This window comes from Pseudomonas asturiensis, from assembly GCF_900143095.1.
GTDB classification, from domain to species: domain Bacteria; phylum Pseudomonadota; class Gammaproteobacteria; order Pseudomonadales; family Pseudomonadaceae; genus Aquipseudomonas; species Aquipseudomonas asturiensis.
The window spans coordinates 416168-428262 of record NZ_FRDA01000004.1; the positions used below are offsets into that span (position 1 = coordinate 416168).

General features: G+C 60.3%; 9 protein-coding genes. 8 read left to right on the forward strand and 1 reads right to left on the reverse strand.

Annotated features, from left to right (window positions below; genetic code table 11):
- Window positions 1–51: 51 nt before the first annotated feature.
- Window positions 52–960, reverse strand: a complete 909-nt coding sequence (locus BUB69_RS09980) for a MurR/RpiR family transcriptional regulator (protein ID WP_073165419.1) — start codon at window positions 958–960, stop codon at window positions 52–54.
- A gap of 266 nt (window positions 961–1226) precedes the next feature.
- On the opposite strand from BUB69_RS09980, the gene BUB69_RS09990 reads away from it, so the two are divergent.
- The 8 genes from BUB69_RS09990 (at window position 1227) to BUB69_RS10025 (ending at window position 11652) form a co-directional block, all read left to right on the forward strand.
- Window positions 1227–3164 (forward strand): bifunctional 5-dehydro-2-deoxygluconokinase/5-dehydro-2-deoxyphosphogluconate aldolase, encoded by a 1938-nt coding sequence (locus tag BUB69_RS09990; protein WP_073165427.1) that lies wholly within the window; start codon window positions 1227–1229, stop codon window positions 3162–3164.
- A gap of 47 nt (window positions 3165–3211) precedes the next feature.
- The gene (iolE, locus tag BUB69_RS09995) at window positions 3212–4111 is read left to right on the forward strand and encodes a myo-inosose-2 dehydratase (protein ID WP_073165709.1); all 900 of its coding nucleotides are present in this window, start codon (window positions 3212–3214) and stop codon (window positions 4109–4111) included.
- A gap of 13 nt (window positions 4112–4124) precedes the next feature.
- Entirely contained in the window at window positions 4125–4934 is an 810-nt protein-coding gene (iolB, locus tag BUB69_RS10000) for a 5-deoxy-glucuronate isomerase (protein ID WP_073165432.1), read from the forward strand.
- Between the two features lie 27 nt (window positions 4935–4961).
- The gene (locus tag BUB69_RS10005; protein WP_073165435.1) at window positions 4962–6464 is read left to right on the forward strand and encodes a CoA-acylating methylmalonate-semialdehyde dehydrogenase; all 1503 of its coding nucleotides are present in this window, start codon (window positions 4962–4964) and stop codon (window positions 6462–6464) included.
- Window positions 6465–6496: 32 nt separating this feature from the next.
- Window positions 6497–7324, forward strand: a complete 828-nt coding sequence (locus BUB69_RS10010) for a TIM barrel protein (protein ID WP_073165438.1) — start codon at window positions 6497–6499, stop codon at window positions 7322–7324.
- Window positions 7325–7556: 232 nt separating this feature from the next.
- Window positions 7557–9494: a 3D-(3,5/4)-trihydroxycyclohexane-1,2-dione acylhydrolase (decyclizing) gene (gene iolD, locus BUB69_RS10015; RefSeq protein WP_073165441.1), complete on the forward strand. Its 1938-nt coding sequence runs from the start codon at window positions 7557–7559 to the stop codon at window positions 9492–9494.
- A 60-nt stretch (window positions 9495–9554) separates the two neighbouring features.
- Complete coding sequence (iolG, locus tag BUB69_RS10020) at window positions 9555–10565, forward strand: bifunctional inositol 2-dehydrogenase/D-chiro-inositol 1-dehydrogenase (RefSeq protein ID WP_073165445.1); 1011 nt, start codon at window positions 9555–9557, stop codon at window positions 10563–10565.
- Between the two features lie 67 nt (window positions 10566–10632).
- The gene (locus tag BUB69_RS10025; RefSeq protein ID WP_073165448.1) at window positions 10633–11652 is read left to right on the forward strand and encodes a Gfo/Idh/MocA family protein; all 1020 of its coding nucleotides are present in this window, start codon (window positions 10633–10635) and stop codon (window positions 11650–11652) included.
- Window positions 11653–12095: the final 443 nt, after the last annotated feature.

Here is a 12095-nt window from a genome sequence, read left to right on the forward strand (position 1 = left end):
AAGTGCAGAGGCTGTGCTGACGAACTGCACTTTCCCGTGTCGTTTACCCGGTCAATCGTCGAAGCCGACCTGCTCGTGTATCTCGTCCACTTTCAGTTCCAGACGGTAAGCCACGGCGATGAACAGCGCCTGGCATAAACACAGGGTTGCACTGAGTGAGCGAAAGGCGAAGGAGCTGCCTTCATTGACCAGCAACACCGAATGGGCGCGCTTGGCCAGTGGCGACAGGTTGCTGTCGGTGATGATCAGCGTCTTGGCCTGATGGTGCTGGGCGATACGCAGGCAATGCTGCGTTTCCTTGCCATACGGTGTGAAGCTGATGGCGATTACCAGATCGTTGGCCCGCACGCTGCGCATCTGTTCGCGGTAACTGCCGCCCAGTCCTGAAATCAGATGAATACGCTTGTTGGTGTGCTGCAGGTTGTAGACCAGATAATCGGCGACTGCAAACGAACGGCGCACGCCCACCACATAGATGTTGTCGGCGTTGACCACAAGGTCCACGGCTTTTTCGAACTCCTCGTCATCCAGCTCCGAGCCCAGGCGTTCCAGCCCGGACAAGGTCGCATTCACGCACTCCCGGGCCAGGTCTGCACCGCTGGCCTTGTGCGACTTGTTGGCGATCATGCTGCGAATGCGCTGCTGATAGTTCTGCACCGGCGTGGTCTTGTGCGTATACGCCTCGCGAAACAGGGCCTGCATTTCACTGAAGCCGCTGAAGCCGAAACGTTGCGAGAAGCGCACGATGGCGGAGGGGTGCACTTCGCACTCCCGGGCGATATCGCTGATGCGGTCGACCATGATCCGGTCGCTTTGCTGGCTCATGTAGCTGGCAATGCGCTTGAGCTGGCGGGGCAGGGTGTCGTATTCCTCAGTGATCAGCCGCAGCAATCCATCGGCACTGGTCGGTGGCATGTCGACGTTCGTGTCGGGCAGAGGCGGTTGATCGGGGCTGTTCATATTCAATCCTTTTACTGTTTTCTTTTCAGGACACAGGGTGCTGATGTGCCCGGACAATAAGCGCTGCGTGTGGCGTGATCGCGAACTATATCGCACCTGTCAGCCCATTGTGCCAGCACTTGATGATGGGTATGGAAAAAATATTCCACATTAAAAAATTATAGAATAAATATTGATTGCTGCGCCGGGACGTTTTAGGCTGCATCACAAAGCAGTCGTGCGCCTGAAGCATGCACTGCAGGCTGATAAAAATAACAGGAGCCACCATGGGCCAGACACGCTTTGCCTCCGGGCGTCCGTTGGATCTGATTTGCCTCGGACGACTGGGCGTCGACCTCTATGCGCAGCAGGTCGGCGCCCGGTTGGAAGATGTTTCGAGTTTTGCCAAATACCTGGGCGGATCGTCCGCAAACATAGCGTTCGGCACCGCCCGGCTCGGGCTGCGGTCGGCCATGCTCAGCCGCGTGGGCGACGACCACATGGGGCGGTTTCTGGTCGAATCGCTGGCTCGCGAAGGCTGCGACGTCAGCGCCATCAAGCGCGATCCCGAGCGCCTTACTGCCATGGTGCTGCTGGGTCTGAAGGATCGTGAAACATTTCCGCTGGTGTTCTACCGTGAAAATTGCGCCGACATGGCCCTGCGCGCCGAGGACATCAATGAGCAGCAGATTGCTTCCAGCAAGGCACTGCTCATCACCGGCACACACTTTTCCACCGATCAGGTGTTCAAGGCCAGCATCCAGGCGCTCGACTACGCGGAAAAACACCAGGTGCATCGGGTACTCGATATCGATTACCGACCCGTGCTCTGGGGGCTGGCGAGCAAGGCCGACGGCGAAACACGTTTTGTCGCCGATCAGAACGTCAGCCAGCATGTCCAGCGCATCCTGCCGCGTTTCGACCTGATCGTCGGGACCGAAGAAGAGTTTCTGATTGCCGGCGGTGCAACCGATTTGCTCACTGCCTTGCGCACCGTGCGCGGGCTGACTGCCGCCACATTGGTGGTCAAGCTCGGTCCGCAAGGCTGCACGGTCATTCATGGTGCGATTCCTGCACGCCTCGAAGATGGCGCGATCTATCCCGGTGTGCGGGTTGAGGTCCTCAACGTGCTGGGGGCAGGTGATGCCTTTATGTCAGGGTTCCTCAGCGGCTGGCTCAAGGATGCGAGCGACGAGCGTTGCTGCCAGTTGGCCAACGCCTGCGGCGGGCTGGTGGTGTCCCGTCACGCCTGTGCCCCGGCCATGCCGACGCCCGCAGAACTGGAGTACCTGTTCAATAGCCCGGAACCGGTCACCCGGCCGGATCAGGATGTCGGCCTGCAACGTCTGCATCAGGTCAGCACCCCGCGCAGGCAGTGGCGGCAACTGTTCATTTTTGCCTTCGATCATCGCGGTCAACTGGTGGAACTCGCGCAGCAGGCCGGTCGGGACCTGAGCAGCATCGGCCAGCTCAAGCAGCTGTTCGTGCAGGCGGTGGAGCGGGTCGAGCATGATCTGCGCAGCCGTGGCATCGAGGGCGATGTGGGCTTGCTGGCCGATCAACGGTTCGGACAGGATGCGCTCAACGCGGCTACCGGTCGCGGGTGGTGGGTGGCTCGTCCGGTGGAAGTTCAGGGTTCCAGGCCTCTGGCGTTCGAGCACGGCCGTTCGATTGGCAGCAACCTGATCAACTGGCCGCAGGAGCAGATCATCAAGTGCCTGGTGCAATACCACCCTGATGACGAGCCCATGCTGCGCCTTGAGCAGGAGGCGCAGATCAAGGCCCTTTATGATGCCTCGAAGGTCAGCGGGCATGAGCTGTTGCTGGAAATCATTCCGCCCAAAGACCATCCCTCGACCTATCCCGACGTAATGCTGCGTGCGTTCAAGCGCCTGTACAACCTGGGCATCTATCCTGCCTGGTGGAAGATAGAAGCGCAGACCGCCGAGGTCTGGCAGCAACTGGACGCGTTGATTCAGGAGCGTGACCCGTATTGCCGTGGCGTTGTGTTGTTGGGGCTGAATGCGCCTGTCGAACATCTGGCTGAAGGGTTTGCCGCCGCGCGCCACAGTCGTACCTGTCAGGGATTCGCCGTCGGTCGGACGATCTTTCGCGAACCGAGCCGGGCCTGGATGGCCGGTGAGATCGACGATGCCACGCTGGTTGCCAGAGTGCAGGGCACGTTCAACTGGCTGATCGAGTCCTGGCGCGAAAGCCGGGCGTGAAGCCAATCGTCACTGACGCCGTGATCACTACAAAAAAAGGTCCAGCCATGCCTGTTTCCGTACCCACTATCCGCATCGGCATCAACCCGATTTCCTGGAGCAACGACGACCTGCCTGCGCTGGGTGGCGAAACCCCGCTCAGTACCGCGCTGAGCGAGGGCAAGGCCATCGGCTACGAAGGATTCGAGCTCAACGGCAAGTTTCCCAAGGACGCCAAGGGCGTCGGCGATGTCTTGCGCCCCTACGGCCTCGCATTGGTCTCCGGCTGGTATTCCAGTCGGCTGGCACGACGTTCGGTGGCCGAAGAGATCGAAGCCATTGCTTCTCACGTGCAACTGCTTGCCGAAAATGGCGCTTCGGTACTGGTGTACGGCGAAGTGGCCGATTCGATTCAGGGGCAGCGTGTTCCTCTGGTCGAACGACCGCGTTTTCATACCGATGAGGCGTGGCGCGAATACGCCGACAAGCTCACTGAACTGGCCCGCTATACCCTGTCGCACGGCGTGCGTCTGGCGTATCACCACCACATGGGCGCATACATCGAGTCGCCACAGGACATCGATCGGCTGATGGCAATGACCGGCAGTGAGGTCGGGCTGCTGTTCGATTCGGGCCATTGCTACATGGGCGGTGGCGAGCCGCTGGAGGTGTTGAGCCGGCACATCGATCGGGTGTGTCATGTGCACTTCAAAGACGTGCGCAAGCCGGTCGTGCAACTGGCGCGCAACAACCTCTGGAGTTTTCCGGATTGCATCATCAACGGCACGTTCACGGTTCCGGGCGATGGTGATATTGATTTTTCGGCGCTGCTCAACGTGTTGTTGCAGGCCGACTACACCGGCTGGCTGGTGGTCGAGGCCGAACAGGATCCAGCGGTAGCGCCGAGCTATGTCTACGCCAAAAAAGGCTATGACACGCTGCGCCAGTTGCTGGCCGATGCCCGATAAGGAGGACTGGACAATGAATCTGTTGATCAAAAGCAACGCTCAGGGTCGAGACATCGTCGCGTTGCCAGAAGGCGCGCTCGAGTACGTGGGCTTTACTGCGTACCGCCTTGAAGCCGGGGAACGTTTGCCGCTGAATGCTGCAGACAATGAGCTGTGCGTGGTGCTGCTCACCGGCCACGCCAGCGTGAGTGGCGAGGCTCCGGGGCAGGGCGCTTTCAGTTGGGAAAACATTGGCGACCGACATTCGGTGTTCGAGGAGAAATCGCCATTCGCGGTCTATCTGCCGCCCAACAGTCAGGCGCATTTCACCGCGCTGGGGCCTGCTCATCTGGCGGTCTGCGCGGCCCCCGGCGACAGCACAAAGCGCGTCCCGGCCCGCCTGATCACACCCGACAGCATGAAGCGCAGCGTGCGCGGCAAACATGCCAACACACGTTACGTGTGCGACATCCTGCCGGACACCGAAGCTGCGCACTCGCTGCTGGTGGTGGAGGTGCGTACGCCGTCGGGTCACTCCTCCAGCTACCCGCCGCACAAGCACGATCTGGACAATCTGCCCCACGAAAGCTTTCTCGAAGAAACCTATTACCACCAGGTCAACCCGCCTCAGGGGTTCGTGTTCCAGCGCGTCTACACCGATGACCGCAGCATCGATCAGGCCATGGCCGTGGAAAACAGCGATCTGGTCGTCGTGCCCAAGGGCTATCACCCGGTCACCGTGCCTTATGGTTACGAGTCTTACTACCTCAACGTGATGGCCGGCCCGACCCGCGCGTGGCAGTTCCATAACGATCCGCAGCACAGTTGGCTGCTGGAGCTTTAATTCCCCTTTTTAACTGGAGTCAGTCAGATGAGCGAGTCACCGGTGATCGGCCACTACATCAACGGGCAGTTGCACAACGGCGATGGCGAGCGCTACAGCGATGTCTTCAATCCGGCGCTGGGCAGTGTTCAAGCTCGCGTGGCACTGGCCAGCCTCAAGACCGTCGATGAAGCGGTTGCCTCAGCCAGGGCGGCCTTTCCGGCCTGGGCCGATCAATCGTCGCTGCGCCGTGCGCGGGTCATGTTCAAGTTCAAGGAATTGCTCGACCGCCATCATGACGAACTGGCGCAGATCATCTGCCGTGAGCACGGCAAGGTGTTGTCCGATGCACGCGGTGAAGTGGTGCGCGGCATTGAGATTGTCGAATTCGCCTGCGGTGCGCCAAGCCTGCTCAAGAGCGATTTCAGCGACAACATCGGCGGTGGCATCGACAACTGGAATCTGCGCCAGCCGCTGGGTGTCTGTGCCGGCGTCACGCCGTTCAACTTCCCGGTCATGGTGCCGCTGTGGATGATTCCCATGGCGCTGGTGACCGGCAATTGCTTCATCCTCAAGCCCTCAGAGCGCGATCCTTCCGCCAGCCTGTTGATGGCGCGCCTGTTGAAGGAAGCCGGACTGCCCGATGGCGTCTTTAGCGTCGTGCAGGGTGACAAGGTCGCTGTCGATGCATTGCTGCAACATCCTGATATCGAAGCCGTGTCCTTTGTCGGCTCGACGCCGATTGCCGAGTACATCCATCAGCAGGGCACCGCGCATGGCAAGCGTGTGCAGGCGCTGGGGGGGGCCAAGAACCACATGATCGTGATGCCCGATGCCGACCTGGATCAGGCGGCCGATGCGTTGATCGGTGCGGCTTTCGGTTCGGCCGGCGAGCGCTGCATGGCAATTTCCATCGCGGTGGTCGTAGGCGACGTCGGTCAGGCATTGATTGAAAAGCTGCTGCCGCGCATTGATCAGCTCAAGGTCGGCAACGGGATGGACGCCGACTCGGACATGGGGCCCTTGGTTACTGCCGTGCACAAGGCCAAAGTGGAAGGTTACATCGCCCAAGGCGTCGAGGAGGGCGCGAAGCTGATTGTCGATGGACGCCATTTCAAGGTGCCGGGTGCCGAGCAAGGCTTCTTCGTCGGTGCGACCCTGTTCGACAATGTCACGCCTGACATGCAGATCTATAAGGAAGAGATTTTCGGTCCGGTGCTGGGCATCGTGCATGTGCCTGATTTTGCCAGTGCTGTCGAGCTGATCAATGCTCATGAGTTTGGCAACGGTGTGTCCTGCTTCACCAGTGACGGCGGGGTGGCACGCGCCTTTGCCCGCTCCATCAAGGTCGGCATGGTCGGTATCAACGTTCCGATCCCGGTACCGATGGCCTGGCATTCGTTTGGTGGCTGGAAGCGTTCGCTGTTTGGCGATCACCATGCTTATGGCGAAGAAGGCCTGCGTTTTTACAGCCGCTACAAGAGCGTCATGCAACGCTGGCCGGACAGTATCGCCAAGGGTCCTGAATTCAGCATGCCGACCGCCAAATAACCTTTTTCATCGGGACATGGAGAATAAAAACAATGAGCCAAACCCTGCGTTTTGCCCTCAACCGAATGGTCGCACCGCGCCTGTCACTGGCTGATTTCCTGGACCTTGCCGTGAGCCTGGGAACGGATGCCATCGAGATTCGCAACGACCTGAAAGGAATCGAGATCGAGGACGGTACGCCGCCGCAGGTGGTCCGCGAGCAGTGCGCTGCCAAAGGCGTGCGGGTTCTGTCGATCAATGCGTTGTACCCGTTCGATGTCTGGAACGACGAGCGTTGTGCTCAGGCGACGAAGCTTTCCCAGTACGCCCGTGAGTGCGGGGCAGAAGGTCTGGTCCTGTGCCCGCTCAACGACCGCGAGGATTCACGCACAGCCGCCCAGCGCGCTGCTGCTTTGCGTACGGCGTTGAGCGCACTGGCACCGATCCTGCGTGAACACGGTCTGCTGGGCTTCGTCGAACCGCTGGGTTTTGAGGAGTGCTCGTTGCGTCTCAAGCGTCAGGCGGTCGAGGCTATCAAAGGCGTCGGGGCTCTGGACGTGTTTCGTCTGGTTCACGACACCTTCCATCACCATCTGGCGGGCGAGGTCGAAGTGTTTCCTGAGCTGACCGGGCTGGTGCATATCTCCGGCGTCGAAGATGCAGAGGCACCGCTTAACAGCATCCGCGACGGGCACCGGGTGCTGGTGGGCGACGCTGACATTCTCGGCAACGCTGCTCAGATTGAGCGTCTGCTGGGTGGCGGTTATACCGGCTACCTGTCGTTCGAGCCGTTTGCCGAGAGCGTGCATGCGCTGGATGATATTTCGCAGGCCATGTCGGCGAGCATGGACCACCTGTCCCGCGCCGTGGCGGCGGGATGAGATGGCGTTGGTTGACGTGCGGCGACATACAAACACTCGGCGTGGGTTGCCTGTTTATCGCTGACACAACGCGGTCTCGCAGCAGACAAGAAGTCGTGGGAGCGAGCTTGCTCGCGAAGTCTTGTGTTTTCTGCGCACAAGCTGCGTGCCAGAGACAAGGCCGAAACGCGCGGAGCCTGGCCTCAGCAGGGCTGACAACACCTTCCACCTCAAACAACAACAAGGTGCGAGCATGAGTACTACCCGACTGACCATGGCTCAGGCTCTGGTGAAGTTTCTCGATAACCAGTACGTCGAAGTCGATGGGGTGCAGAGCAAATTTGTCGCTGGCGTATTCACCATCTTTGGTCACGGCAATGTCCTGGGCCTGGGTCAGGCACTGGAGCAGGACAGCGGCGAGCTGGTCGTTCATCAGGGCCGCAACGAACAGGGCATGTGCCACGCGGCCATCGGTTTTGCCAAGCAGCATCTGCGTCGCAAGATCTACGCGTGTACTTCGTCGGTTGGACCGGGGGCGGCGAACATGATCACGGCAGCGGCCACTGCATCGGCCAACCGCATTCCGTTGCTGCTGCTGCCGGGCGATGTCTATGCCAGCCGCCAGCCGGACCCGGTGCTGCAACAGATCGAACAGTTCCACGACCTGAGCATCAGCACCAACGACGCGTTCAAGGCTGTGAGCAAATACTGGGACCGCATCAACCGTCCCGAGCAGTTGATGAGCGCGGCGATCAATGCGATGCGCGTGCTGACCGACCCGGCCGATACCGGCGCTGTCACGCTGTCGCTGCCCCAGGATGTGCAGGCTGAAGCCTGGGATTACCCGGACAGCTTCCTGCAGAAACGCGTGCACCGGATTGACCGTCGACCGCCCAGCAAGGCGATGCTCGACGACGCGCTGGCATTGCTGGTGGGCAAACGCAAACCGCTGCTGATCTGCGGCGGTGGCGTGCGCTATTCCGGCGCGGCGCAGGCTTTACAGTCGTTCGCCGAACGCTTCGGCATTCCCTTCGCCGAAACCCAGGCGGGCAAGAGTGCCATTGTGTCGGCGCATCCATTGAACATGGGCGGCATTGGCGAGACAGGCACGGTTGCGGCCAATCGGCTGGCAGAGGAAGCGGACCTGATTATCGGCGTCGGCACGCGTTACAGCGACTTCACCACCGCGTCCAAGTGGCTGTTCCAGAACCCGGACGTGCAGTTCCTTAACCTCAATGTCGGCGCCTTCGATGTACAGAAGCTGGACGGCGTGCAGGTGTTGGCGGACGCCCAGGTCGCTTTGCTGGCATTGACCGGGCAACTGCAAACCCTTGATTACCGGGCCGCCTGGGGCGATGCGCCCACGGCGGCCAAAGCCGAACTGGAGGCCGAAGTTGATCGCGTTTATGCCGTCCAATACCAGCACGAGGATTTCGTTCCTGAAATCAACGACCACATGGATCCGGCCGTGTTGCGCGAGTTCATCGAGCTGACCGGTTCGTGTCTCACTCAGAGTCGGGTGCTGGGCATTCTCAATCACAGCCTGCCCGCTGATGCGGTGATCGTTGCCGCTGCGGGTAGCCTGCCGGGCGACCTGCAGCGCGCCTGGCGCAGCACGGGCGTCGACACCTACCACGTCGAATACGGCTATTCCTGCATGGGCTACGAAGTCAACGCTGCGCTGGGCGTGAAGCTGGCCCAGCCGCATCGGGAGGTCTTCGCGCTGGTGGGGGACGGCTCCTACATGATGTTGCATTCCGAGCTGGCCACCTCGATTCAGGAGCGGCGCAAGATCAACATCGTGCTGCTCGACAACATGACGTTTGGCTGCATCAACAACCTGCAGATGGGACACGGCATGAACAGCTTCGGCACCGAGTTCCGCTTCCGCAATGAGCAGACTGGCCAGCTCAATGGCGACTTCGTGCCGGTGGATTTCGCCATGAGCGCAGCGGCCTATGGTTGCAAGACTTATAAGGTCAGTACCGCCGAACAGTTGCACGACGCGCTGGTGGATGCGCAGCGACAGACCGTCTCGACCCTGATCGATATCAAGGTCCTGCCCAAGACCATGATTCACAACTACCTGTCGTGGTGGCGGGTCGGCGTGGCCGAAGTGTCGACCACCGGCACCACGGCCCAGGTGTACGAAAAACTCAACCAGCAACTGGCCAAGGCTCGCCAGTATTGATCACTCGCGTTTTTGCAGAGCGTCTTCCAACAAAAACAATCATTCAGACAGGACAGTGAAATGACTTTGAAACTAGGTGTGATCGGTACAGGCGCAATCGGTCAGGATCATATCCGGCGTTGCAGCAAAGCCTTGATCGGCAGTCAGGTGGTGGCCGTTACCGATATCAATCTGGAACAGGCTGCGAAAGTAGTCAGCGACCTGGGCCTCAGCGCCGAGGTGTATGCCGATGGCCACGCACTGATCGCCGCGCCCGACGTGGAAGCGGTGCTGGTCTGCTCCTGGGGCGCAACCCACGAAGAGTACGTGCTGGCCGCGATCGCAGCGGGCAAGCCCGTGTTTTGTGAAAAACCGCTGGCCGTGACCGCTGCGGGTTGCCGACACATCGTCGAAGCGGAGATTGCAGGCGGCAGGCGCCTGGTGCAGGTCGGTTTCATGCGGCCTTACGACCACGGCTATCGCGCCCTCAAGGCGGTGATCGACAGTGGTCAGATCGGCGAGCCGTTGATGTTGCACTGTGCGCATCGCAACCCGCGGGTCGGCGAGAACTACAAGACCGACATGGCGATCACCGACACGCTGATCCACGAACTCGACGTGCTGCGCTGGCTGCTCAATGACGACTACGTCTCGGTGCAAGTGGTTTTTCCGCGCAAGACCAGCAAGGCGCTGGCGCATCTGCGCGACCCTCAGATCGTCATGCTGGAAACCGCGCGGGGGACACGCATCGACGTCGAGGTCTTCGTCAATTGCCAGTATGGTTACGACATTCAGTGCGAAGTGGTCGGCGAGACGGGCATTGCCAAACTGCCTGAGCCATCGCAAGTGCAGTTGCGCAGCGACGCCAAGCTGTCGAACGCCATTCTGATGGACTGGAAGGATCGTTTCATTGCTGCTTATGACGTCGAGCTGCAGGCTTTCATTGACGGCGTGGCTGCTGGCACACTCACCGGGCCTTCGGCCTGGGACGGTTACTGCGCCGCTGTCGCCGCCGACGCCTGTGTCGAAGCGCAAGGCAGTGGTGCGATTGTGCCGATCAATCTGGAGCTGCGCCCTGCGTTTTACGGCTGACCCATAAAGTCGCAGTAACGCGCCTGCACCTGGGGCGCGTTACGTTCAACGAGTACAGGAGAAAGCCATGCGAGCAGGATTGGTGGGCTACGGCAAGGGAGGGCGTTACTTCCATGCGACGCTGATTTCAAGTTTGCCCGGCGCGACGTTTGTCGGTGTAGTGACCCGGTCGCCCGAACGCAAGCAGCAGGTAAGCCACGATCATCCCGGGGTGCCGACGTTCGACACGCTGGCGCAACTGGTGTCAGCCGGCGTCGATGTGGTGGTGATTTCCACGCCCCTGGCGTCGCGCCGTGCCCTGATACTGGAAGCCATCGAGCTGGGGGTCGGCGTGGTCAGCGACAAGCCCTTTGCCAACGACGCGGCCCAGGCGCGCGAGCTGGTCGAGGCTGCCGAGCGACGAGGCGTACTGCTCAGCGTTTATCAGAACCGGCGCTGGGACTCGGATTTTCTGACCGTGCGCAAGCTGATCGACAACCAGGTGCTGGGCTCGATCAGCCGCTTTGAATCCAGCATTGAACGCTACTCGCCGCGCTCTGTGGGCAAGGCCAGTGGCGGCGGTGTGTTGCGTGATCTGGGCAGTCATCTGGTGGATCAGGCGCTGGTGCTGTTCGGGCCGGTGGAACGGGTTTATGCCGAGCTGCAGTTTGCAACACCGGACGACGAGCTGGACCATACCTTTTTTGTGGCGCTGACCCATGCCAATGGCGTGGTATCGCACCTGTCCGGCAGTTGTCTACAGAACACCCCCAAACCGCGTTTCAGGGTCAGCGGCTCGCTGGGTTGTTACAGCGTCGATGGGCTGGACGGCCAGGAGGAGGCTGCATTTGCCGGTTTGACGCCGCGGTCCGAAGGCGAGCGCTGGGGCGTGGAAGAACATCGCCGCTGGGGCTGGTTCGAGCAGGGCGATCATCGCGAGCGTGTGCCTTCGGAGCGTGGCTGTTGGCTGGCGTTCTATCGCCAGCTAAAGGACGCGGTTGACGGGCAGGGCAGTGTTCCGGTGAATCCACATGACGCTGTGGCATCTGCAACGGTGATGGACGCCGCGCGTCTGAGTGCCCGCGAGGGGCGCGTCGTGCTTCTGTAACGTTTTGAGTGGATGAATAGACGCATTCGGACAGCCCGACGCCCATCAGGACGTCGGGCTTTCTGACATTTTCAGCCTGACAAAATAAAAAAAACAGAATAAATTCTAAATTCAGTTGAATTGGAAAATATTTTCCAATAGAGTCGTTTTCAGGTTACCGACTATCGAATCACCTTTGCTGTCAGACACGTCTGAACATCACAGGTAGCAATTCAACAAAAACAAAACAAGATAGGTACTGTCGATGAAAACCCTCACCTGCGCCTCTGGCGTACCCGCCGAGCGTTCTGCACCCCCTGCATTCTGGATCCGGCTCATGGAGCGGTTCCTCACCCTCGTCGCTCGCGGCATGTGCGTGCATCACAAGGATGCGCTGCTGTTCTGCATGCCTGGCGCGACCGGCGTTCGCCTGCCGCGATAGACCGCTTGCTGGACCGCTTCAA